This is a genomic window from Micromonospora sp. NPDC049900 (assembly GCF_044461025.1).
Taxonomy (GTDB): domain Bacteria; phylum Actinomycetota; class Actinomycetes; order Mycobacteriales; family Micromonosporaceae; genus Micromonospora.
Map to the genome: position 1 here is coordinate 83,312 of NZ_JBITKM010000011.1, position 23,421 is coordinate 106,732.

22 protein-coding genes and 2 riboswitches are annotated in these 23,421 nt (G+C 72.6%); of the genes, 21 read left to right on the top strand and 1 reads right to left on the bottom strand.

The window, feature by feature from the left end; all coding sequences use genetic code 11:
* Window positions 1-126: 126 nt before the first annotated feature.
* Complete coding sequence (locus ACIBMZ_RS22460) at window positions 127-666, bottom strand: DUF4240 domain-containing protein (protein ID WP_396696773.1); 540 nt, start codon at window positions 664-666, stop codon at window positions 127-129.
* Window positions 667-769: 103 nt separating this feature from the next.
* A riboswitch (cobalamin riboswitch) is annotated at window positions 770-899 on the top strand.
* A gap of 98 nt (window positions 900-997) precedes the next feature.
* Between ACIBMZ_RS22460 and ACIBMZ_RS22465 the strand changes: the two genes are divergently transcribed.
* The 21 genes from ACIBMZ_RS22465 (at window position 998) to cofC (ending at window position 23,397) form a co-directional block, all read left to right on the top strand.
* Window positions 998-2,053 carry a peptidase gene (locus ACIBMZ_RS22465; protein WP_396696775.1) on the top strand — a complete coding sequence of 352 codons (1,056 nt, stop codon included), beginning with the start codon at window positions 998-1,000 and terminating at the stop codon, window positions 2,051-2,053.
* Window positions 2,054-2,094: 41 nt separating this feature from the next.
* Window positions 2,095-2,583: a hypothetical protein gene (locus tag ACIBMZ_RS22470; protein ID WP_396696777.1), complete on the top strand. Its 489-nt coding sequence runs from the start codon at window positions 2,095-2,097 to the stop codon at window positions 2,581-2,583.
* Between the two features lie 127 nt (window positions 2,584-2,710).
* A riboswitch (cobalamin riboswitch) is annotated at window positions 2,711-2,780 on the top strand.
* Between the two features lie 149 nt (window positions 2,781-2,929).
* Window positions 2,930-4,390: a cell wall anchor protein gene (locus tag ACIBMZ_RS22475; protein WP_396696779.1), complete on the top strand. Its 1,461-nt coding sequence runs from the start codon at window positions 2,930-2,932 to the stop codon at window positions 4,388-4,390.
* Entirely contained in the window at window positions 4,387-5,331 is a 945-nt protein-coding gene (locus ACIBMZ_RS22480) for a hypothetical protein (protein WP_396696781.1), read from the top strand. The genes ACIBMZ_RS22475 and ACIBMZ_RS22480 overlap by 4 nt, the downstream gene beginning before the upstream one ends.
* Complete coding sequence (locus ACIBMZ_RS22485; RefSeq protein WP_396696783.1) at window positions 5,324-6,568, top strand: CbiQ family ECF transporter T component; 1,245 nt, start codon at window positions 5,324-5,326, stop codon at window positions 6,566-6,568. Before ACIBMZ_RS22480 ends, ACIBMZ_RS22485 begins: the two co-directional genes overlap by 8 nt.
* Window positions 6,565-8,193, top strand: a complete 1,629-nt coding sequence (locus ACIBMZ_RS22490) for an ABC transporter ATP-binding protein (protein ID WP_396696785.1) — start codon at window positions 6,565-6,567, stop codon at window positions 8,191-8,193. Before ACIBMZ_RS22485 ends, ACIBMZ_RS22490 begins: the two co-directional genes overlap by 4 nt.
* Window positions 8,193-9,104: an ECF transporter S component gene (locus ACIBMZ_RS22495; protein ID WP_396696787.1), complete on the top strand. Its 912-nt coding sequence runs from the start codon at window positions 8,193-8,195 to the stop codon at window positions 9,102-9,104. Before ACIBMZ_RS22490 ends, ACIBMZ_RS22495 begins: the two co-directional genes overlap by 1 nt.
* Before the next feature lie 376 nt (window positions 9,105-9,480).
* Window positions 9,481-10,437: an ABC transporter permease gene (locus ACIBMZ_RS22500; protein ID WP_396696789.1), complete on the top strand. Its 957-nt coding sequence runs from the start codon at window positions 9,481-9,483 to the stop codon at window positions 10,435-10,437.
* 38 nt (window positions 10,438-10,475) lie between these two features.
* On the top strand, window positions 10,476-11,267 hold the full coding sequence (locus ACIBMZ_RS22505) for an ABC transporter ATP-binding protein (protein ID WP_396696791.1): 792 nt from the start codon (window positions 10,476-10,478) through the stop codon (window positions 11,265-11,267).
* Window positions 11,264-12,085 carry an ABC transporter permease gene (locus tag ACIBMZ_RS22510; protein ID WP_396696793.1) on the top strand — a complete coding sequence of 274 codons (822 nt, stop codon included), beginning with the start codon at window positions 11,264-11,266 and terminating at the stop codon, window positions 12,083-12,085. Before ACIBMZ_RS22505 ends, ACIBMZ_RS22510 begins: the two co-directional genes overlap by 4 nt.
* Before the next feature lie 21 nt (window positions 12,086-12,106).
* Window positions 12,107-13,285 carry an ABC transporter substrate-binding protein gene (locus ACIBMZ_RS22515; RefSeq protein ID WP_396696795.1) on the top strand — a complete coding sequence of 393 codons (1,179 nt, stop codon included), beginning with the start codon at window positions 12,107-12,109 and terminating at the stop codon, window positions 13,283-13,285.
* Between the two features lie 112 nt (window positions 13,286-13,397).
* Complete coding sequence (locus tag ACIBMZ_RS22520; protein WP_161594958.1) at window positions 13,398-14,189, top strand: IclR family transcriptional regulator; 792 nt, start codon at window positions 13,398-13,400, stop codon at window positions 14,187-14,189.
* 51 nt (window positions 14,190-14,240) lie between these two features.
* Complete coding sequence (locus ACIBMZ_RS22525) at window positions 14,241-15,725, top strand: NAD-dependent succinate-semialdehyde dehydrogenase (RefSeq protein ID WP_396696798.1); 1,485 nt, start codon at window positions 14,241-14,243, stop codon at window positions 15,723-15,725.
* Window positions 15,719-16,600, top strand: a complete 882-nt coding sequence (locus ACIBMZ_RS22530; protein ID WP_396696800.1) for a nitrilase family protein — start codon at window positions 15,719-15,721, stop codon at window positions 16,598-16,600. Before ACIBMZ_RS22525 ends, ACIBMZ_RS22530 begins: the two co-directional genes overlap by 7 nt.
* 106 nt (window positions 16,601-16,706) lie before the next feature.
* Window positions 16,707-17,270, top strand: a complete 564-nt coding sequence (locus tag ACIBMZ_RS22535) for an amino acid synthesis family protein (RefSeq protein WP_199489138.1) — start codon at window positions 16,707-16,709, stop codon at window positions 17,268-17,270.
* A 30-nt stretch (window positions 17,271-17,300) separates the two neighbouring features.
* Entirely contained in the window at window positions 17,301-18,662 is a 1,362-nt protein-coding gene (locus tag ACIBMZ_RS22540; RefSeq protein WP_396696802.1) for an aminotransferase class III-fold pyridoxal phosphate-dependent enzyme, read from the top strand.
* A 47-nt stretch (window positions 18,663-18,709) separates the two neighbouring features.
* A complete protein-coding gene (gene hydA / locus ACIBMZ_RS22545) occupies window positions 18,710-20,125 on the top strand; it encodes a dihydropyrimidinase (protein WP_396696804.1) in 1,416 nt (471 codons plus the stop codon).
* Between the two features lie 42 nt (window positions 20,126-20,167).
* Window positions 20,168-21,175: an LLM class flavin-dependent oxidoreductase gene (locus ACIBMZ_RS22550; RefSeq protein ID WP_396696806.1), complete on the top strand. Its 1,008-nt coding sequence runs from the start codon at window positions 20,168-20,170 to the stop codon at window positions 21,173-21,175.
* Between the two features lie 4 nt (window positions 21,176-21,179).
* Window positions 21,180-21,875 (top strand): NADPH-dependent F420 reductase, encoded by a 696-nt coding sequence (npdG, locus tag ACIBMZ_RS22555; protein WP_396696808.1) that lies wholly within the window; start codon window positions 21,180-21,182, stop codon window positions 21,873-21,875.
* The gene (locus ACIBMZ_RS22560) at window positions 21,872-22,702 is read left to right on the top strand and encodes a carbon-nitrogen hydrolase family protein (protein WP_396696810.1); all 831 of its coding nucleotides are present in this window, start codon (window positions 21,872-21,874) and stop codon (window positions 22,700-22,702) included. The genes npdG and ACIBMZ_RS22560 overlap by 4 nt, the downstream gene beginning before the upstream one ends.
* Window positions 22,699-23,397 carry a 2-phospho-L-lactate guanylyltransferase gene (cofC, locus tag ACIBMZ_RS22565; protein ID WP_396696812.1) on the top strand — a complete coding sequence of 233 codons (699 nt, stop codon included), beginning with the start codon at window positions 22,699-22,701 and terminating at the stop codon, window positions 23,395-23,397. Before ACIBMZ_RS22560 ends, cofC begins: the two co-directional genes overlap by 4 nt.
* The last annotated feature ends 24 nt before the right edge of the window (window positions 23,398-23,421 follow it).

Consider the following 23,421-nt stretch of genomic DNA (forward strand, 5'->3'; position numbering starts at 1 on the left):
AGGGAGATCGTCTGCTCACTTATGTGCATACGCCGATAGCGTGTGTGTGGCATTGAGCGAATCGAACCGAACATACCTCACAAGCGACGTCGGTCCGGTGGTGTCCTGGTCGTGCCGACCCGTGCGCTACGCGTCGGCCCAGCCGGCCGGATTCGTGCACGACTCCCGGCTGATCCCCGAGCCGGTGTCCGGCCAGTCGCCGAACCGCTCGTGGTGCAGGTGGGAGAAGAGGTAGCAGAAGCCCTCGCAGCCGGCGTCGGGCACCGCCGTCACCGGATTCGCCTTGACCGCCTCGTAGAACTCCCGGCCCAGCGCCACGATGTGGCCGCGCGCGTACAGGAAACCGTCGTCGGAGCCGTCGGTGATCTCGTGGATGTCGGCGCGGTCGATGTCGTACAGCTTGCGCTCGACCACCCGGTCGAGGGCGACCAGCTCGGCGCGGGGCAGCTCGGTGGAGAGCCGACGTAGTTCGGCGACGAAGGGGTCGAGCCACCGGTCCATGGCGTACCCGTCGTCGTGCGCGGGATCGCGGTCGACCAGGGCGCGACGCAGCACCGCCTGCTCCGGACCCAGTCCGGCCCACGCCTGCTCCACCAGCGCCCAGAAGCGGTCCTCCTCCTCGGCCGTCGGCAGCGTCGGGGAGACCTCAAGATCACTGTTCGTCATGGTCGGACGATAACCGCGAGCACCGACAGTGGGAGCCGACGTGACGCACCGCGTGCGACCGGTCGCACATTGACAGCGGCGGCGGGAGCCGACCAGACTGGCCCGACAATTCCACAGCCGCGGTCACGTGTGGGGGAAGTCCGGTCGAAGTCCGGCGCTGGCCCGCAACGGTGGGCCGCCGGGGGTTACCCCGGTGGCGAGCCCGAATACCCGACGTGTCCGCGAGTCCCTGCTCCTCACCCGTCGTGGCCCACGGGTCGGAGGCCGGCCAGCCACGTCCTGACGGGCGGGCCGGGTTCCTGACGACCGCCGGGCCGGAAAGGCGCGCCCGATGGTCGTCCGCCTGAGCCGGTACCGCCTGCTCACCCTCCTCTGCGGCGTGTTCGCCGCCCTCACCCTCACCCTGACTCTCACCGGTCCGGCGACCGCCGCCCCCGTCCAGGTGGGTAGCGTCCGGTCCGACGCCGCCGCCGGTTGGCTGGCCCGCCAACTGGTCGACGGGGAACGATTCGAGACCGTCTTCGACGGCGTCGCGTACCCGGACCAGGGGTTGACCCTCGACGCGGTCCTCGCCTTCGCCGCCGCCGGTGTCGCCGACGACTTCGGTGCGTCCGCGCTGGACTGGGTCACCCGCCCGGACGTCCGCGACGGCTACGTCGGCGACGGCACCACCGAGGCGTACGCGGGCGCGACCGCCAAGCTCGCCCTCGCCGTCGCGGTACGCGGCGGCGACCCGACCGACGTCGGCGGGGTGGACCTGATCGCCCGGCTGCGCGGGTTGCAGGCGCCCGACGGCCGGTTCACCGACCGGTCGGCGTGGGGCGACTACAGCAACACGTTCAGCCAGTCCTTCGCGATCCTCGCGTTGCGTCGGACCGCAGCGGGTACGCCCCCCTCGGCCGCCGGGTGGCTGGTCGGCACCCGGTGCCCGGACGGTGGTTACCCGGTGCTGCCGGCGCAGCCGGTCTGTAGCTCTGACGTGGACGCCACCGCCCTCGTGGCGCAGGCGTTGCGGGCCGCCGGACGGCACTCCGCCGCCGCCGCGGCACTGCACTGGCTGGTGTCGGTGCAGCGGGTCGACGGCGGCTTCGCCAACGCCGACGGGATCGCCAACGCCAACAGCACCGGGCTGGCGGCGCAGGCGCTACGCGACGGTGGCCGACCGCTGTCCTGGCTGCGGGCCCGGATCTTCCTGGCCGGGTTGCAGGTCGGCTGCGGCGCGCCGACAGCCGACCGGGGGGCCGTCGACTTCGACGGCGGCACCTTCGACCCGGGCACCGCCACCCGCGCCACCGCCCAGGCCGTCCTCGGTCTCACCGGCACCGGGTACGCACGGCTCTCGTCTGCCGGTGCCGCCACCGGCGCACCCACCCTGCCCTGCCCCTGAACCACAAACCGATCCCCGTTCCCCCAGACGAAGGAGCGCCCATGTCCCATGTCCAGAGTCCCGCCCGCCGGTGGTTCGCCGGCCTGTTGGCAGCGGCCGTCGTCGCGCTCGGCCTGATCGCCGTCGAACCGTCGCCGCGCGCCGCCCACGCCGCCGCCTGCACCGGCACGACGGGGGTCACCGTCGTGGTCGACTACGGTCCGCTCGGTGGCGGCGTCCAGGTGGCGTGCGCGCTCGGCGACCCGGCCACCGGACTGGCCGCCCTCCAGGGCGCCGGCTTCGCGGTGACCGGTACCCAGCGGTGGGGCCTGGCGTTCATCTGCCGGATCAACGGCCAGCCGACCGCCGCCACCGAGCCCTGCGTGAACACCCCGCCCGCCAGCGCCTACTGGTCCTACTGGCACGCCTCCGGCAGCGGCGCTGCCTGGACCTACAGCACGCTGGGCGCGACCAGCTACGACCCGGCACCGGGCACGGTCGAGGGATGGTCCTTCGGCACCGGCACGGCACCCAGCATCACCGCCCCCTGACCTGCGGATAGCCTGACGGGCCGCAGACGCCCGCCGGGTGTCGACGCCGTCTGGCGCCGCAGGGTGACCGGGCGGTACGGTGTCGACACCCGGCGTGCCGGGCCACAACTGAATGCGTCCCGTTCGGGGGGAAGCCGGTCGAAGCCGGCGCTGACCCGCAACCGTGAGCGAGCCCTGTCTCGCGAGCCGGAATGCCCCGAACCGGACGAGCGGCTTCCACTGTCGAGGTCTACAGGGTGGAGTCCGGGCAGCCGACTTTCGGCACCTCGTCGCGACCGCGCGTACGGGATGCCGCCGCCCGTGCCTTCCGGAGCTTTCACCGACCGCTCTGCGAAAGGCACCCCTCATGCTCTCCTGCTCGCTCCGGCGCGTCGGCGCCGGACTCGGCGCGGCCACCGCCACCGCGCTCGCCGTCGTCGTCGCCACACCACTGGGCGGGGTGGCCGCACCGACCGCGACCCACACCGCCGCCGCCGGAGACGCCGCGCGCTGGCTCGCCGGTGAGTACGCCGACGGCATCCTGCCCGGTCCGTTCGGCGGTGCCGACTGGGGCCTCACCATCGACGGCGTGCTCGCCCTCGCCGCCACCGGCGTCGACCCGTCGACCCGACAGTCGGCGACCGCACAGATCGCCGCCAACGTGCGCTCCTACAACAGCTACGACGACTGGGGCATCGAGGGATTCACCGACGGCGGGGCCACCGCCAAACTGCTCTACGCCGCCTCCGCCGCCGGTGGCGACCCGACCGACTTCGGCGGCTGGGACCTGCGCGCCGAGACCCTGTCGCTGGTCTCCGGTGCGGACACCGGCCATCAGCACGGCCGGATCACCAGCCGCACCACCGAGGCGTCCGGTCAAGACCCGTCCAACACCTTCGACCAGAGCTTCGCCGTCCTCGGGCTGGCCCGCAGCGGTGGCGCACCGCAGGAGACGGCCGACTTCCTGGTCCGCCAGCAGTGCGCGGCCGGCGGCTTCCGGCTCTATCCCGACGCGGACGGCACTCCGTCGCCGAGCTGCGACGCGCAGGGCAACGCCACGCTCGACGTCGACTCCACCGCGATGGCCGTCCAGGCGCTGCTGGCCAGCGGTGCCGACGGCGCGGACGCCGCCGCCCAGCGTGGAGCCCAGTGGCTGGCGGCACAGCAACGCGCCGACGGGTCGTTCGGCGGGTCGGGGCCGACCAGTGGCGCCAACTCCAACAGCACCGGCCTCGCCGGACAGGCTCTGGCCGCGGCGGGCCGGGACACCGAGGCCACCCGGGCCGCCGAGGCGTTGGCAGCGCTCCAACTCACGACGGGCAACGGCGGTGCCGCCGCGACCGACGCCGGTGCCATCGCGTACAACACCGACGCGCTGACCGAGGCGGTCGGCGCGGGCATCACCGACAACCTCCGGGACCAGTGGCGTCGCGCCACCGCCCAGGCGCTGCTCGGCCTGGCCCAGGTGCCGCTCGGGCGGATCGGTCTCGACCCGCCGCCGACCGGCGGCCCCACCCCGTCGTCCAGCGCGTCGCCGACGCCCACCGGCTCACCCACGCCGACCGCGTCACCGACGCCGAGCACCTCACCGACGCCGACCGATCCGCCCACCGTCGACCCGACGCCGAGTGCGTCCCCGAGTGCGTCCCCGAGTGAGACGCCGTCCACGCCGGTCGCCACGCCGACCGTGAGCACCAGCCCGGTCGCGGGCGGGCCGGGACGCCTGCCGACCACCGGCGTGGCCATCGGCGGGTACGTGCTCACCGCGCTGCTGCTCGTCGGCGGGGGAGCGGTCCTCCTGCTGCTGGGCCGTCGGCGGGCCACATGAGCGGCCGGACGGTCCGCACGGCGCTGGTGCTCGCGGTGACCGCCGCGAGTACGGCGCTCGGCGCGGCTCCGGCACAGGCCGCCGGTCGCGCCGGCCACTGTCCGGACGCCGACGGGGTGACCGTGGTGGTCGACTTCAAGGAACTCGGCGGTGGGGTGGTGGTCCGCTGTGCCCCGGGCGACCAGGCCACCGGTCTGTCCGCGTTGAAGAACGCCGGGTTCCAGATCGCCGGCACCCTGCGCTGGGGTGAGGGCTTCATCTGCCGGATCGAGGGCAAACCCGCCGCTGCCACGGAGAAGTGCGTGGACACCCCACCGGCCAGCGCCTACTGGTCGTACTGGCACGCGCCGGACGGCGGTTCCTGGACGTACAGCGACCGGGGCGTGCTCAACCGCAAGCCACCGGCGGGCAGCTTCGAAGGCTGGTCGTTCTCGCTGAACCGCAGCGCCGACAACGCGCCCCGACCCGCGGTGGCACCGAACCGACCGGCACCGCCGCCGCGCACCACCCCACCGGCACCGCCGCCGCCCCGCACCTCGGCACCGGCCCCGCCACCACCCGTACCCGCCCCGCCACCGCCGGGTGCCCCGCCGCCCGTCGCCCCGCCGCCGGCCGCGGGCGCACCCGTGGCGCCGGGCGTCGGCACCCCGACCGGTGCGGTCGGCCCGCCCGCCGCCTCGGCCCCGGTCGCGCCGACCGGCGATGCGTCCGGCCCGCCGCCGGAGGTGCCGCCGACGGCGGGCACCGTGCCGCCCCTGGGCGCCGCGCCCGCGCCGCCGACCGACCCGACGGGCTCGCTGCCGCCGGTCGAGGTCACCGGCGCCCGGGACGGCGACGGTCTGCCGCTGGGCACCCTGGCCGGGCTGTTCCTGCTGGTCGCGCTGGTCGGCGGTGGTGTCCTCGCGGCCCGTCGTCGGCGTACCGCCGAACCGGATGAGTGACCGGACCGTCGTCGACAGCGGCCCGTCCGCGCGGGTGTCGGTGCGGTCCGGGGCCGGGTACGCCGGGACCGGTCGGCTGCCGCGCGGCCTGCACCCGGGCGCCTGGTGGTGCTGGGCGCTCGGGCTGGCGACCGCGGCCAGCCACACCACCAATCCGCTGCCGCTGGCGATGATCGTCGCCGCGGCGGCGCTGGTGGTGGTCCGTCGCCGCGGCGACGCCCCGTGGGCACTGGCGTTCCGGATGTACCTGGTGCTCGGTGCGGTGATCGTGGCGATGCGGGTGCTGTTCCGCCTCGTCTTCGGCGGTGGTCAGGGCGACCACGTCCTGCTCCACCTGCCGGAGATCCCGCTGCCCGCCTGGGCGGCCGGTATCCGGCTGTTCGGGCCGGTCGCCGCCGAACAGCTCCTCGGCGGCTTCTACGACGGGCTGCGGCTGGCCACGATGCTGGTCTGTCTCGGTGCCGCCAACGCCCTGGCCAACCCGAAGCGGCTGCTCAAGGCCGTACCCGGCGCCCTGTACGCGGTCAGCACGGCGGTGGTGGTCGCCCTGTCGGTCGCCCCGCAACTGGTCGAGAGCGTGCTGCGGGTACGCCGTGCCCGTCGACTGCGCGGTGCGCCCGGGCACGGTCTGCGCGCGCTGCGCGGCATCGCCCTGCCGGTGCTGGCCGACGCCCTGGACCGGTCCCTCGCCCTGGCGGCGGCGATGGACTCGCGGGGATACGGGCGCACCGCCGCCGTACCGGCCGGTCAGCGTGCCTTCACCGGTGCCCTGGTGCTCGCCGGGCTGGTCGGTGTCTGCGTCGGCACGTACGGCCTGCTCGACGCGACCGTGCCGGGCTACCTCGGTCTGCCGATGCTGCTCGGCGGCCTGGCCACGGCGGTGGCCGGAATGCTGCTGGCCGGGCGGCAGGTGCGGCGCAGTCGCTACCGCCCCGACCGGTGGCGGGCGGCTGAACTGGCCGTCGCCGGGTGCGGCCTGGCCACCGCCGTGGTGATGACGATGGCCGGCACGGTGGACCCGGAGCGGCTCTACCCGCCGGTCAGCCCGCTCACCTGGCCGGAGTTGACGCCCCTGGTGGTGCTCGCGGTGCTGGTGGCGGTGGCACCGGCCTGGCTTGCCCCGCCGGCACCGACGACGAACCCGACCCCGCGACCGCTGCCCGTCCCACCATCGGCGACCGGCGGCACCGACCACACGTCGCGCCGCGACACGGCGCGGCCGGAGGCGCACCGATGATCGACTTCGACCGGGTCACCGTCCGGTACGCCGAGAGCCGCGAGCCGATGCTGCGCGACGTCCGCCTGCACATCCCGGAGGGCGAGCTGTGTCTGGTCGCCGGGCGTACCGGGGCCGGCAAGTCGACGCTGCTGCGGGCGATCAACGGCCTGGTGCCGCACTTCACCGGCGGCACCCTGCACGGCACCGTCACCGTGCACGGCCGGGACACCCGGGGCCATCCGCCGCGCGATCTCGCCGACGTCGTCGGCGTGGTCGGTCAGGACCCGCTCGCCGGCTTCGTCACCGACACCGTCGAAGAGGAACTCGCCTACGGCATGGAACAACTCGCGCTGCCCGCGCCGGTCATGCGCAAGCGCGTCGAGGAGACCCTCGACCTGCTCGGCATCGCCGAGCTGCGGGACCGGCCGCTGCGGACACTCTCCGGCGGGCAGCAGCAGCGGGTCGCCATCGGCGCGGTCCTCACCAGCCATCCGCAGGTGCTGGTGCTCGACGAACCGACCTCGGCGCTGGACCCGACCGCCGCCGAGGACGTGCTGGCCGCCGTCACCCGCCTGGTCCACGACCTCGGTGTCACCGTGGTGGTGGCCGAGCACCGGTTGGAACGCGTCGTGCAGTACGCCGACCGGCTGCTCTATCTGCCCGGCGACGGCACCGTCGTCGACGGGCCACCGGAGGCCGTACTCGCCGGCATCGAGCTGGCCCCGCCGCTGATCGAGTTGGGCCGCGTCGCCGGCTGGACACCCCTGCCGCTCTCCGTCCGCGACGCGCGGCGTCGTGCGGGCGACCTCCGGCAGCGGCTCGCCGACGCGTCGCCACCACCGGCCGCGCCGGTGCCGGAGGGCGTACCGGCGCTGACCGCGCGGGGCGTCGTGGTGCGGTACCCGGGCACGGTGGCGGTGCGCGGCGTCGACCTCGACCTGCACCCGGGCCAGGTCGTCGCGCTGATGGGCCGCAACGGCTCCGGGAAGTCGAGCCTGCTCTGGGCGGTGCAGGGCAGCGGCCCACGCCAGGGCGGCACGGTGACCGTGCCCGGCCCGGACGGTGACCCGGACCCGAAGGCGCTGTCCGCCGCGCGGGCCCGCCGCCGGGTCGGTCTGGTCCCGCAGACCCCCGGCGACCTGCTCTATCTGGAGACGGTGGCCGCCGAGTGCGCCCAGGCCGACCGGGAGTCCGAGGTGCCCGCCGGGACCTGCCGGGAGTTGCTGGACCACCTCACCCCCGGGCTGCCGGACGACCGGCACCCTCGGGACCTGTCGGAGGGGCAGCGGCTGGCCCTCGCGCTCGCGGTCCAGCTCACCGCCGCCCCGCCGGTGGTCCTGCTCGACGAGCCCACCCGGGGACTGGACTACCGGGCCAAGCGGCAGTTCGCCACCGTGGTCCGTCGGCTGGCCGCGCAGGGCCGGGCGGTCGTGGTCGCCACCCACGACGTCGAACTCGTCGCCAGCCTCGCCGACCGGGTGGTGGTGATGGCGCAGGGCGAGATCGTCGCCGACGGCACCGCCGCCGAGGTCATGCTCGCCTCACCGGCGTTCGCGCCCCAGGTCGCCAAGGTCCTGGCCCCGCAGTCCTGGCTGACGGTGGACCAGGTCACCTCGGCACTGGCCCGTGCCGAGGTGGCGTGATGAGCGTGTTGCGGGTCGCCCCGCGTACGGCTGTCATCCTGGCCCTCGCCTCGGTCGCCGCGTTCGCCACCTTCACCTGGCCGTTCTTCGTGCCCGCCCAGCCGGAGGCGACGGCGCGGACCACCGAGGCACCGCTGGTCTTCGTCGTCGTCCTGCCGGTCCTGCTCGCCCTCGTCCTGGCCGAGCTCAGCTCGGGTGGCATCGACAGCAAGGCACTGGCGATGCTCGGCGTGCTCGCCGCCGTCAACGCCGCGTTACGCCCGCTGGGTGCCGGCACCGCCGGGATCGAGACGGTGTTCTTCCTGCTGGTGCTGGCCGGTCGGGTGTTCGGGCCCGGTTTCGGCTTCCTGCTGGGGGCCATCTCGCTGTTCGCCTCCGCGCTGCTCACCGCCGGGGTCGGACCCTGGCTGCCGTTCCAGATGCTGGCCGCCGCCTGGCTGGGGCTCGGCGCGGGGCTGCTGCCGTCCCGGTTGCGGGGCCGGGCCGAGATCGCCGTGCTGGCCGGGTACGGCGCGGTCGCCGCCTACGCGTACGGGCTGCTGATGAACCTCTGGTTCTGGCCGTTCAGCGTCGGCGCGGACACCCAGCTCTCGTACGTCGCCGGTGCGCCGGTGCTGGAGAACCTGCACCGCTTCGCGGTGTTCACGGCCGTCACCTCCACCTTCGGTTGGGACACCGGCCGGGCGGTCACCACCGCCGTCGCCATCGTCCTGGTCGGACCGGCGGTCCTGGCTGCCCTGCGCCGGGCCGCCCGCCGGGCCGCGTTCGACGCCCCGGTGACCTTCGCCGCGCCCGCCGCGCCGCCGGTGGGGCCGGGGTCGGGTGCACCCACCGGCACGCGGGTCGCCGGGCCCGACGCGGTGCCGACCGTCCCGACACGAACCGGGGACGGTCCGCCACCCGAACGGTGAGCGGGCACATCCGGACGGCGTGCAGGTGTGCCCGGACGTGGTCGGCGGCCGACGCCGGGGCGTCCGGACCGTTCTGACACCCCACTGCCGCGCTCCGCGTACGGCGTCGAGGCCGAGTCCCGGCACGGGGAGTGCCTGACGCATCGCGTGGCGTAGCGGAGGTGGGTGGACGGCTGCCCGTATTGCGGTATCCGCAGGTGGGGGCCGGTTACAAGGTCGTAAATCGTGATCTGAGGACGGCTCAGAACCGTTGACGTGGCCTCGCTCACGCTCCTATGGTGAACCACCAGTTCACTCAGTGATCCGATCCGGGCCGGGGGAAGCCCGGCGGATCCCACGCCAGACGACGCTTCCGAGGGATTCGGAGAGTGCCTGCATGACCGTGACAAGAACGACCACCGCCGCGGTGGCCGCCCAGGGCGGACCCGCCGGTCAGGTGGACCCGCCGACACCACGCCGCCGAAACGCCCGACTTGCCGCCGCGAGCAGGAGCGGTCGCAACGCGGCCGGAGCCGTCCTGGTGGTGGCGGCGCTCGCCGGCCTCTGGGAGGGCTACAAGGCGTTGGGCCGGGCCGTCGGCGATGTCGTGCCCGGCACGCGGATCGCCTTCCCCGTCGCCACCGACGACCTGTCGATGCCGCACGTGTGGACGATCCTCGGCGCACTCGTCGAACCGGCCCGGCGCGGCGACCCGACCACGCTCGGCGTCTACCTGCTCGGCGAGACCAGCGTGACGTTGCGCGAGGCGTTCTACGGCCTGCTGGCCGGCTCGTCGCTCGGCCTGCTGCTCGCCGTCCTCTTCCTGAACGTGGTGCCACTGAGCAAAGGGCTGATGCCCTGGCTCGTGGCGTCGCAGACGGTTCCGCTGGTGGCCATCGCCCCGATGATCGTGATCTGGGGCGGCAAGGCCGGCGCACCGCCCTGGGTGGCGGTCACCGGCATCGCCGCCTACCTCGCCTTCTTCCCGGTCACCATCAACACCCTGCGGGGACTCAAGTCGCCGCCGAAGGTCCAGTTGGAGTTCATGCGCAGCGTCGGTGCCGGCCGCTGGCAGGTACTCGGGTGGCTGCGGATGCCCGCGGCGCTGCCCTTCGTCTTCGCCGGGCTGCGCCTCGCGGCGACCGCGAGCGTGGTGGGCGCGATCGTCGGCGAGCTTTCCGCCGGCACCGGCCGCGGCATCGGCCGGGCCATCCTCACCTTCGCCTACTACTACTCCAACGGCCCGGAGAAGTTGTACGCGGCCGTCCTGGTCGCGGCGGCGGCCGGCATCGTCTTCGTGCAGTCCCTGGCACTCATCGAGCGCGTGGCGCTCCGGAACCGGCAGACCCGGTGACCACCCCTTCCGCCTCCACAACTCCTGGAGAGAAGCTGATGTCTGAGGCCGCGATCATTTCCGTGCGAGGAGTCACCAAGCAGTTCACCGGCGGAGACCGCACGGTGACGGCGCTTGAGGACATCGACCTGTCGATCGAGCGGGGCGAGTTCGTGTCCCTGCTGGGGCCCAGCGGCTGCGGCAAGAGCACCCTGCTGCGGATCCTGGCCGATCTCACCGAGCCGACCGACGGCACGGTGTCACTCAACGGCAAGACGCCGGCGGCGTCCCGGTCGGACCGTGACTACGGCATGGTCTTCCAACAGGCCGGCCTCTTCGAGTGGCGGACCGTGCAGCGCAACGTCGAGCTGCCGTTGCAGGTGGCGGGCGTGGACAAGGCGACGCGGCGGGCCAAGGCGCACGAGATGCTGGACCTGGTCCGGCTCTCCGACTTCTCCCGCCACTTCCCCTGGCAGCTCTCCGGCGGCATGCAGCAGCGGGTGGCGATCGCCCGCGCGCTGTCGGCGGACCCGGAGATCCTGTTCATGGACGAGCCGCTGGGCGCACTCGACGAGATGAACCGCGAGCGACTGCAGGGCGAGTTGCTCCGGATCTGGTCGGACACCCGCACCACCGTCGTCTTCGTCACGCACAGCATCTCCGAGGCGGTCTTCCTGTCCTCGCGGATCGTCGTGATGTCCGCCCGGCCCGGCCGCATCGCCGCCAGCATCGACGTCGACCTGCCGTACCCGCGGACCGCGGCGACCCGGACCACCGACGCGTTCTTCGCCAAGGTCACCGAGGTGCGCGCGGCGCTGCACGGCGCCCCGGCCGAGCAGGCGGCCCGATGAGCACCACGCCGCTGACCCGGAGCGCCCCGTCCGCCGCCGCGCTGCGGACGGCCGTCGGCCGGTTCCTGCCGGTCGTGCTCACCGCGGTGGTGATCCTCGGCTCGTGGCAACTGGTCGTCACGATCTTCGACGTCCCGTCGTTCATCGTGCCGGCGCCGGTGGAGATCTCGTCCGCGTTCCGCTCCGAGTTCGGCACGATCATGTCGGCCTCGGTGATCACCGTGCGGGCGGTGCTCCTCGGCCTGCTCCTCGGCGCGGTCGCCGGGGTCTCGGTGGCGCTGGCGCTCAGCCGCTTCCCGGGCGTGTCCGGCCCGGTGCTGACCGCCGCCGTCATCATCAACTGCGCCCCGATCGTGGCTCTCGCACCCATCTTCAACAACTGGTTCGGGGTCACCAACCCGATGTCCAAGGCGGGTGTGGCCGCGGTGATGGTCTTCTTCCCGGTCCTGGTCAACACCACCAGGGGACTCCTCCAGGTCTCACCCCTGCACCTGGAGATCATGCAGTCGCTCGCGGCACAGCCTCGACAGGTGGCGCTCATGCTGCGGCTGCCCAACGCGTTGCCGTACCTGTTCAACGCGCTCAAACTCGGCAGCACGCTCGCCGTGATCGGCGTGATCGTGACCGAGTACTTCGGTGGACCGAGCAACGCGCTCGGGGTGTACATCGCCTACCAGGCGGCCCTGCCCCGCTTCGAGTACGCCTGGGCGGGGATCGCGGTGGCCAGTGCCCTCGGTCTGCTGCTGTTCGGTGCCACGTCCCTCTTGGAACGCCTCCTGATGCCCTGGCACGAGTCCCTGCACGACAGCGACTCCTAAAGAGCCCGGATCCCCCACGAAATGTTGGAGTCAGATATGGCCCTGCACCTACGGCGGACCTCGCGGAGGAACCGCCCGATCACGATCGCCGCCACGCTCACCGCCGTCCTGCTCGCCGCCTCGGCCTGCGGCGGCATGTCCGACGGCCCGAGCGAGTCCGCGGCCGAGGCCGCCAAGAACTGCGAGTCGACCACCAAGGTCCGGGTGGTGCTCCAGTGGGTCGCCCAGGCCCAGTTCGCCGGCTACTACGCGGCGAAGGAGAAGGGGTACTACGCCGAGGAGTGCCTCGACGTCACCATCCAGGAGGGTGGCGTCAACATCGTCCCCCAGCAGGTGCTCTCCGCCGGCAACGCCGAGTTCGCGGTCAGCCACGTCACCAAGACGATGGTCACCCGGGAACAGGGCGCGGACCTGGTCAACATCGGCCAGGTGTTCCAGCGCGGCGCGTACCTCCAGGTCGCCTGGGCCGACTCCGGCATCAAGGAGCTGACCGACCTCAAGGGCAAGAAGGTCGGGAGCTGGGGTTACGGCAACGAACTCGTGCTGTTCGCCGCGATGAAGGACGCCGGTGTCGACCCGACCAAGGACGCCGAGATCATCCAGCAGCCGTTCGACATGTCGCTGCTGCTGCGCAAGGAGGTCGACGCCGCCCAGGCCAAGACCTACAACGAGTACGCCCAGTTGCTGGAGACCAAGAACCCGGACACCGGCGAGCTGTACCAGCCGTCGGACTTCTCCGTGATCAACCTCCAGGACGCCGGCTACACCAGCCTCGAGGACGGCGTCTACGCCCGGGGTGACTGGCTCAACGAGCAGGCCAACCAGGACACGGCGGTGAAGTTCCTCAAGGCGTCCTACCGGGGCTGGGGCTTCTGTCGCGACGAGCTGGACGACTGTGTGGACATCGTGCTCAACGCCGGCAGCGCGCTGGGCAAGGGACACCAGACCTGGATGCTCAACGAGATCAACAAGCTGATCTGGCCGGCCGCCAACGGCGTCGGGATGATGGACCAGGCGGCCTGGGACCAGACCATCAAGATCGCGATGGGCGGCGGTGTGCTCAAGGGCGTGCCGGACTCCGACGCGTTCCGCACCGACCTGTCCAAGCGCGCCAACGACGAACTCTCGGCCGACGGCTTCGACGCCAACGGCAACTCCTACACACCGGAGACCGTGACGATCACGGAAGGCGGTAGGTAGGGGGGCGGTCGGGTGCCGGCGGTTCCCGCCGTTCGGCACCCGACCGCAGCCGATGGCTTCTGCCAAGATGTGGGCCGTATCTCACGGCTGACGGCGATTGATGGAGGTAGCGATGGCGCCCAGTGAGGCGGGCCTGGTGCGACGCACGATCTGGCTCCTGCGGGCGGTGGCGGCGCACCCGGAAGGTGTCGGGCTCAGCGAGGTCGCCCGCGAGGCGGGTATCCCGAAGGCCACCTGCTACCGGGTGCTCACCGTGCTGGAGCGGGAGAGCTGGCTCACCCTGGATCCGATCACCCGTCGCTACCGGGTGTCCCTCGGTCTGCTCTCCATCGTGGGCGGACTCCTCGACGGCGGTGGCGCCTACGGCCACATGCGCGAGGTGCTGCGCAACCTCGCCGAGGAGACCCGGGAGACGGCCGGCTTCGACGTGCTGCTGCCGCCGCAGGTGATGGTCGTGGCGCAGGTGCCGGGTCCGTCGCTGATCGGGCAGACGCTCAAGCCGGTGCCCCGTACCCAGCCGGTCTGGGCCACCTCCACCGGCAAGGTGCTGCTGGCGGCGCTGAGCGCGGAGTCGGTGTGGGAGGACTTCACCGAGGAGTTCGCCGAGCACGCCCCGCCGGAGGTGGGCGACCTGGAGTCCTTCGTGGCCTCGCTGGACGCGGTCCGGGAACGCGGGTTCGCCTTCGCGTACGACGAGCTGGAGGTCGGGGCGGCGTCGGTCGCCGCGCCGGTGCGGCTGCGCGGCAACACGCCGTACGCGGTCTGGATCGGCGGGCCCACCTACCGGATCACCCGCGAGCGCATCGACACCATGGCGGAGTCGGTGATCAAGGCCGCCCGGCAGCTCACCGACCTGCTCAGTAACGCAGACATCGACATTCCGAGTGCCTTCGCCAGACGCTAGGGCACCCGCCGACCGCACGGCTCGTCCACGCGTGCGGTGAAGGAGGAGACAATGGCCGTACCAGCCGAGGTGTTGGCGGCGGCACTGACGGTGGTCGACAAGACCCCCAAGGGGCTGTACGTCGACGGCGAGTGGCGCGCGGGCCGGGACGGTGCCGTCCTGCCCGTGGAGGATCCGGCGACCGGCACGACCATCGCCGAGGTGGCGGACGCCTCGGTCGAGGACGGGCGGGACGCGTTGGCCGCCGCCGCCCGGGCCCAGGCCGGGTGGGCCGCGACCGCGCCCCGGGAGCGGGGCGAGGTGTTGCGTCGGGCGTTCGACCTGATCACCGAGCGCCGCGACGACCTGGCCCGGATGATGACCCTGGAGATGGGCAAGGCGTTCGCCGAGTCCCAGGCCGAGGTGGCTTACGCCGCCGAGTTCCTGCGCTGGTTCGCCGAGGAGGCGGTCCGCATCGACGGCGGCTACCTGCCGGCGCCGGGCGGCAACTCGCGGGTCGTGGTGATGCGCCAACCGGTCGGCCCCTGCCTGCTGGTGACCCCGTGGAACTTCCCGATGGCGATGGGCACCCGCAAGATCGGTCCCGCCCTGGCGGCCGGGTGCACCGTCGTGGTCAAGCCGGCCAAGCAGACGCCGCTGTCCATGTTGGCGCTGGTGCAGATCCTGGAGGAGGCGGGCCTGCCCCGGGGCGTGGTCAACGTGATCACCACCTCGCAGTCGGGCCGGGTCACCTCGGCCCTGCTCACCGACGAGCGACTGCGCAAGCTGTCGTTCACCGGGTCGACCCCGGTCGGCCGGACCCTGCTGGCCCAGTCCGCCGAGCGGGTGCTGCGCACCTCGATGGAGCTGGGCGGGAACGCGCCGTTCCTGGTCTTCGGCGACGCCGACCTCGACCTGGCCGTCGAGGGGGCGGTCCAGGCCAAGATGCGCAACGTCGGCGAGGCGTGCACCGCCGCGAACCGCTTCTACGTGCACCGTTCGGTGGCGCCGCGCTTCGTCGAGGCGCTCGCCGAACGGCTCGGCGGGCTGCGCGTCGGGCACGGCCTGGACCCGTCGACCGACGTCGGGCCGCTCATCGACGGCGGCGCGGTGACCTCGGTCGCCGAGTTGGTCGACGACGCCACGCAGGCGGGTGCGGCGGTCGTCACCGGTGGCGGGCCGGTCGCCGGGGCGGGACACTTCTTCGCGCCGACCGTGCTCTCCGGGGTGCCGGACGGTGCCCGGTGCGTCCGCGAGGAGATCTTCGGCCCGGTCGCCCCGGTGGTGGTCTTCGACGACGAGGACGAGGCGGTCGGCCTGGCCAACGACTCCGAGTACGGCCTGGCCGCGTACGTCTTCACCGAGAACCTGGGCCGTGGGCTGCGGGTGACCGAGCGGCTGGAGAGCGGGATGGTGGGGCTCAACCAGGGCGTCATCTCCAACCCGGCGGCCCCCTTCGGCGGGGTCAAGCAGTCCGGGACGGGCCGCGAGGGCGGGGCGGTCGGCATCGACGAGTACCTGTTCGTCAAGTACGCGGCGGTCCGGGCGCAATGGTGACCCGCTTCCTGCTCGCCGGGGTGCAGATGGCGCCGGTCTTCGGGGACGTCGCGGCGAACATCGCCGGCACCTCCGCCTGGATCCGGGCGGCGGCCGACCAGGGTGCCCGGCTCGTGGTGCTGCCCGAGGCGGCCTCGGCGGGGTACGTCTTCGCCGACCGGGCGGAGGCCGCCCGGTACGCCCAGCCGGTGCCGGAGGGGCCGACGGTCACCGCGTGGGCGCGGCTCGCCGCCGAGCTGGACGTGTGGATCGTCGGCGGGGTGACCGAGCGCGACGGCGACGCGGTCTTCAACTCGGCGGTGCTGCTCGGTCCGACCGGGCACCTCGGCACGTTCCGCAAGGCCCACCTGTGGAACGACGAGAAGGAGATCTACGACCGCAACGCGGACGGCTTCCCGGTCTACGACACGCCGCTGGGCCGCATCGGCATCGGGATCTGTTACGACGCCTGGTTCCCCGAGACGTTCCGCAGCGCCGCGTTGCAGGGCGCCGACCTGGTGGTGCTGCCGTCGAACTGGGTGCCGGTGCCGGGACAGCCGACGACCGCGCCCGCGATGGCGAACCTGATGTGCATGACCGGGGCGCACTCCAACCAGTGCTACGTGGCCGGGATCAGCCGGATCGGGGTGGAGAACGGTCAACCCTTCGTCGGCCGGTCCGTCCTGGTCGGACCGGACGGCTGGCCGATCGCCGGCCCGGCCAGCGGCGACCGCGAGGAACTCGTGCTGGCCGAGGTGGACCTGATCGGTACGCGGGCGCAACGGTGGCACAACCCGTTCAACCAACCGTTGGCCGACCGGCGGACCGATCTCTATGTGGCCGGCGACGTCGACCGTGCCGTCACCGCTGTGACCTGCGTGGACGGCGACAGGTGAACCTCGCCGGATAGCCGGATACGTCCCTGAGGGCTATTGACTCGCACCCTCTGCAACGCCAGGATATGAACCAATGGTTCATCCAATGAACCACTAAGGAGTGATCGTGAGCATCCGGGTTCGCAAGCTGATCCGTCACCTCGAAGAGACGCGGCTGGAGAACGGCAGAGCGGTGCAGCCGGTGCACCGGGTCGCCTTCGCCGGCGTGGTCATCGAGAATCCCTACCCCAGCGAGTACGTGCAGGACCTGGTCACCCTCGCCGACGAGATCGGCCAGGAGATCGGCGAGCTGGTCGGCCCCGCCTGCGTGGAACTGCTCGGCGCCGAGGTCGAGGCGTTCGGCAAGGCCGCGCTCGTCGGCATCGACGGCGAGGTCGAGCACGGCTCGGCGTTGATCCACAACCTGCGCTTCGGCAACGTGTTCCGCACCGCGGCCGGCGGCACCGAACTGCTGCCCGCCGCCGAGAAGGTCGGCGTGCCCGGCAGCCCGATCGACATCCCGCTCAAGCACAAGCTGGACTCCAAGACCCGCTCGCACCACCAGACGGTGACCCTCCAGGTGGCCGACGTGCCCCGGCCCCGGGAGATCCTCGTGGTCTGCGCCGCGTCGAACACCGGACGTCCGCTGGCCCGCCTCGCCGCCTTCGGCGCCGAGCTCAAGAGCAACTGACCTGAGCGCGCGACGGGACGGAGCCAGCCGATGACCATCACCGACACCGACACCACCACCTGGACCAGCGAGCGGCTCAAGGAGGCCGACAAGGAGTACGTGATCCACTCCTGGTCGGTGCAGGGCAAGCTCGACCCCATCCCCGTGGCCGGCGGATCCGGTTCGTGGTTCTGGGACTACGACGGCCGCCGGTACCTCGACTTCCAGTCCCAACTGGTCAACCTGAACCTGGGCCACCAGCACCCCCGACTGGTCGAGGCGATCCGCGCCCAGGCCGAACAGCTCTGCTACATCGGACCCGGCTTCGCCGAGCGGTCCCGGGCAGAACTGGCCGAGATGATGGCCGGCATCACCCCCGGTGACCTCAAGATGAGCTTCTTCACCACCGGCGGCGCGGCGGCCAACGAGAACGCCGTGCGGCTGGCCCGGCACGTCACCGGCCGCCAGAAGATCATCGCGCGGTACCGGTCGTACCACGGCGCGACCGCGGGGGCGATGTCACTGACCGGTGACCCGCGTCGGTGGGCGGCCGAGCCGGGGATGAGCGGTGTGGTGCGGATGCTCGACCCGTACACCTACCGCTGCCCGGCCGGGCACCCCGACCCGTGCCCGGTCTGCTCCGGCGGCCCGCACCTGGAGGAGATCCTCCGATACGAGAACCCGGAGACCGTCGCCGCCGTCATCGTCGAGCCGGTCACCGGCACGAACGGCCTGCTCTACCCGCCGGACGGCTACCTGCGCTCGCTGCGCGAGGTCTGCGACCGGTACGGCATCCTGCTCATCTTCGACGAGGTGATGGCCGGATTCGGGCGTACCGGCGAGTGGTTCGCCTGCGACCACTGGGACGTGGTGCCGGACATCCTCACCACCGCGAAGGGGTTGAACTCCGGGTACGTGCCGCTCGGCGCGATGACGGTCTCCACCCGGATCTCCGAGTGGCTGCGGGACAACATGTTCTGGGGCGGCCTGACGTACGCCGGACACCCGCTCGCCTGCGCCTCCGGCGTGGCGTCCCTGCGGATCATGCAGGACGAGGGCGTGGTGGGCAACGCGCGGGCGATGGGGGAGCGGCTCGGTGCCGGTCTGGCCACGCTGGCCCAGCGCCACCCGAGCATCGGCGAGATCCGGGGCCGGGGGCTGTTCTACGGCGTGGAGCTGGTCCGCGACCGCGACACCCGCGAACCGCTCGTGCCGTTCAACGCCAAGGGACCGGCCGCCGCGCCGGTCGGCCGACTGCTCAAGGCCGCGATGCAGCGGGGCGTCTACCTGACCGCCAACTTCAACGTGCTGCGGCTGACCCCGCCCCTGGTCATCAACGCCGAGGAGATCGACCTCGCCCTCGGTGTCCTGGACGAGGTGCTCGACCTCGCCGACGAGCACTACCAGAACTGAGCGACGGCCCGGCGGGTGACGGACCCGCCGGGGAGAGGAGAGGCACGATGCCGACGACGCTGATCACCAACGGCACGGTCGTCAACGCCGACGCCGCGGTCCGCGCCGACGTGCTGGTACGCGACGGCCGGATCGTCGCCCTCGGCACCGGCACGGACTGGACCGCCGACCAGGTGGTGGACGCGACCGGCAAGCTGGTCATGCCGGGTGGCATCGACGCACACACCCACCTGGAGTATCCGGTCGACGGCTTCAGCACGCACACCGCCGACGACTTCCACAGCGGCACGGTCGCGGCGGCGTGCGGCGGCACCACCACGGTCATCGACTTCGTCAAGAAGGAACCCGACCGGACGCTGTACGACACGTACCTGCGGCGGCGGGACACGGCGGCGGCCAAGGCCGTGGTGGACGTCGGCCTGCACGCCATCGTCCCGCCCCGCGCCGCCCAGCCGGACGTCCTCGACGACCTGCGCCGGCTGGTCGGCGAGGGCGCGACGAGCTGGAAGTTCTTCATGGCCTACCCGGGCCAGATGGTCGACGACGACGAGCTGCTCGACGGCTTCGAACTGGCCCGCGACCTCGACGTGCTGCCGATGGTGCACGCCGAGAACGGACACATGGTGGCCCGCGAGGTGCGGCGTCTGGTGGACAGCGGCCGGACCGCCGAGAACTTCCACATGCGGGCCCACGGGCACGACTCCGAGGCCGAGGCGGTGCACCGCGCCGTCGTGCTCGCCGACAGCATCGGCACACCGCTGTACGTGGTGCACGTCTCCAGCGCGGAGGCGGCCGACGAGATCAGCCGGGCCCGGGCCGCCGGGTCACGGGTCTACGGCGAGACCTGCCCGCAGTACCTCGTCGTGGCCTACGAGGACTACGCCGACCTGGGGGAGCGGGCCGCCGCGTACGTCTGCTCCCCGCCGATCCGGGAACGCAGCAACCAGGACGGCCTGTGGCGGATGCTCGCCACCGGCGCCCTGTCCACCGTCGCCACCGACCACGCCGGCTTCTGCCTGCACCAGCCCGAGGACCTGCCGCCGCAGAAGCTGCGCAGCCCCGGTTACTTCCCGAAGGTGCCCAACGGGGTCCCCGGCGTCGAGGACCGGCTGATGGTCCTCTGGCAGTCCGGCGTGGTGAGCGGGGTGATCGACCCGTGCCGCTTCGTGGACCTGGTCGCGGCCCGACCGGCCAAGCTGTTCGGCCTGTTCCCCCGCAAGGGCGTCGTGGCGGTCGGTGCGGACGCCGACCTGGTGGTCTGGGACCCGGCCGCCGACCACGTGATCACGGCTGCGGGCTCGCACACGCGCACCGACTACAACATCTACGAGGGCATGCGCGTGACCGGTCGACCCGTGCACGTCTTCTCCCGGGGCGAGCACCTGGTCGGCCCGGACGGTCTGCGGACCGACACCCCGGGCCGGGGCGCCTTCCTGACCCGCGACGCCCCGCGTCTCCTCTGACCCACCGAATCCCCTGCACCACGTACGAGCGGAGCTGGACAGATGACACTTCCCCTGGGTATCCACGTCGGTGAGCGACTCAGCCTGGAACAGACCTACTGGCAGGCCGAGTTCGCCGACCAGAACGGGTTCGAGTCCGTCTGGGTCGCCGAGGGACGACTCGCCCGCGACGGCATCGTCCCGGCGGCGATCATCGCGAGCCGGACGCGGAACGTGAAGATCGGCACCGGTGTGGTCAACAACAAGAGCCGCAACGCGGCCCTGATGGCGGTGACCTTCAAGACGCTGGACGAGGTCGCGCCGGGCCGGGCCATCCTGGGCATCGGTGCCTGGTGGGAGCCGCTGGCGACCAAGGTCGGCCAGCCGCTGTCCAAGCCGCTCAAGTCGATGCGCGAGTACATCGGCGTGCTCCAGGCGTTCTTCCGCAACGAGGTCGTCAACTTCGACGGCGAGTTCGTCCAGATGCAGGACGTGCGTTTCGACAGCATGTACCGGGAGAACAAGCCGGTCGACATCCCGATCTACATCGGCGCGGTCGGTCCCCGGATGCTCGAACTCGCCGGTGAGATCAGCGACGGCGTGCACATGGACTTCCTGCTGCCGCCGTCGTACATGGTGGGTGCCCGGGAGGCGATCGACCGTGGCCTGGCCAAGCGGACCGACGGCCGCGACGCCATCGACCTGACCCAGATCGTCTCGTGCAGCGTCAACGACGACGACCCGCAGGAGGCCATCGACGCCTGCAAGGCGTTCCTCACCCTCTATCTGTGCCAGCAGCCGCACATCGCGGAGCACTGCGGCGTGGAGCGGGAACTCGTCGACCGGTTGCAGGAGATCGCCGGCTGGCCCGCCACCCCGGAGGACATCAAGCGGGCGATGCACCTGGTCCCCAACAGCCTGGTGCAGAACGTCACCGCCTGCGGCACCACCGACGACGCCTTCCAGAAGCTCCAGGCGTACCAGGAGGCGGGCGTGCGCTGCCCGATCATCTCCACGCTCGGGGACAAGGAGCAGACCCTCACCCGGCTCGCCCAGGCCGCGAAGGCGTGACCCGGTGAGCACCCATCCCTCCTGCCGCGTCGCCGTGGTCGGCGGCACCGGCCCGCAGGGCCGTGGGCTGGGCTACCGCCTGGCCCGCGCCGGACACCGGGTCGTCCTCGGCTCCCGCGACGCCGGACGCGCCGAGGCCGCCGCCGAGGAGCTGTCCCGTGAGGTCGGCGCCGCACGCGTCACCGGCGCGACGAACCTGGCGGCGGCGACCGACGCCGACGTCGTCCTGCTCGCCGTGCCGTACGACGGGCACGCCGACCTGGTCACCGGACTGGCCCCGGCGCTGGCCGACAAGCTGGTGGTGAGCTGCGTCAACCCGCTCGGCTTCGACCGCCACGGCCCGTACGGCGTCGCCGTGCTGGCCGGCAGCGCCGCCGAGGAGGCCGCCGCGCTGGTGCCCTCGGCCACCGTGGTCGGCGCGTTCCACCATCTGGCCGCCCCCCTCCTGCTCGACCCGGACGCCGACCTGAGCCACGAGGACGTCCTGGTCTGCGGGGACGACGTCGCCGCCAAGGAGCGGGTGATGGCCCTCGCCGTCGACGTGACCGGCGGCCGTGCCGTCGATGCCGGCCGGTTGCGACTGGCCCGCCAACTGGAACCCCTGACCGCAGTCCTGATCAGCGTCAACAAGCGGTACAAGACCCGTTCGGGGCTGGCTCTGACCGGCCTCGCCCCGGCGGTCGGAAAGGTCCCCGCGTGAAACTCGCCGCCCTGCAACTCCGCGCCACCGACGACCGGACCGAGACGATCGGCCGTGCCGCCGACCTGATCGACGCCGCCGCCGACCAGGGCACCCGCATCCTGCTGCTGCCGGAACTGTTCGCGGTGCCGTTCGTCCAGCCCGAACCCGACCTGGACTACTTCCGGTACGCCGAGGGCCTCGACGGTCCGTCGAACCGGATGGCGGCCGAGCGGTCGAAGCGGCACCGGATGACGGTGGTCTCGTCGATCTTCGAGGCGGGCCAGGTCCCCGGGGTCTACCACAACACCGCCTGCACCTACGTCGACGGTGAACTCAAGTCGGTGTACCGCAAGTCGCACCTGCCGTTCTCCAACGGCTTCCCGGAGAAGTTCTACTTCCAGCCGGGCGGTACCGAACCCGACGTGGTGCAGACCGGGGAGACCGGCGTCGGCACCATCATCTGCTACGAGCGGCACTTCCCCGAACTGAGCCGCGTGGTGGCCCTGCGTGGCGGGTCGGTGCTCTGCGTACCCGTCGCCTCGGCGAGCGCGCCGATGCGCGAGGTGTTCCAGTTGGAGCTGCGCGCGCACGCCGTGTTCAACGGGCTCTTCGTGATCTGCTCGAACCGGGTCGGCACCGAGGGCACCAAGGAGTACTTCGGGCTCAGCGCGGTCTACGGCCCCAACGGCGACGTGCTCGCCCAGGCCGCCGACGACCGGGACGACCTCGCGGTGGCCGAGGTCGACCTGGACCTGGTGGACCTGTCCCGTCGCCGTCGCCCGTTCCTGCGCGACCGCCGGCCCGAGCTGTACGGCCGGTTGACCCGGATGGAGCCGGAGACGTGACCCCGGGTCCGTGGGTGGTGGTCGTACCCGCCAAGTCCTTCGCGGCGGCCAAGACCAGATGCGTGGGGCTGGCCGCCGCCGACCGTGCCGCGCTGGCCCGGGCGATGCTGACCGACGTGCTCGGTGGGCTGACCCGGGCCCGGCGGGTCCGCGCCGTGGTCGTCGCCACCACCGACGCGCAGGTCACCGCCACGGCGTTGGCCTGCGGCGCCGTGGTCGCCGGCCGGATCGGCCCGCCCGAGTTGAACCGGGAGGTCGACGCGGCGCTGCGGCTCGCCGGCGAGGCGTACGGCGACGCCCGTCTGGCCGTGGTGATGGCCGATCTCGCCGCGGCCCGCCCGGCGGAGTTCGACGCGGCCCTGGGAGCCGCCGGACCGTACCCACGGGCCGTCGTCCCGGACGCCGACGGCACCGGCACCACCCTGCTGGCGCTGACCGAGGCCGCCGACTTCCGTCCCTACCTCGGGCCCGGCTCGCGCCGCCGCTTCCTCGCCGACGGCTATCACGACCTGCCGGTGCTCGCCCCAGGGCTGCGCCGGGACGTGGACACCGTGGCCCACCTGCTGGACCTGCGGGCCGGTCACCTCGGGCCCACCACCCGCGCGTGGGCCGCGACACCGCCGTCCGGCGGTCCGCCTCGCGTCACCCGGCCCGTTCGCCCGGCCCACCCGCACGCCGTCCGGCACCCGGCCTGAGGCCACCTCGGCCCGGACGGTCGA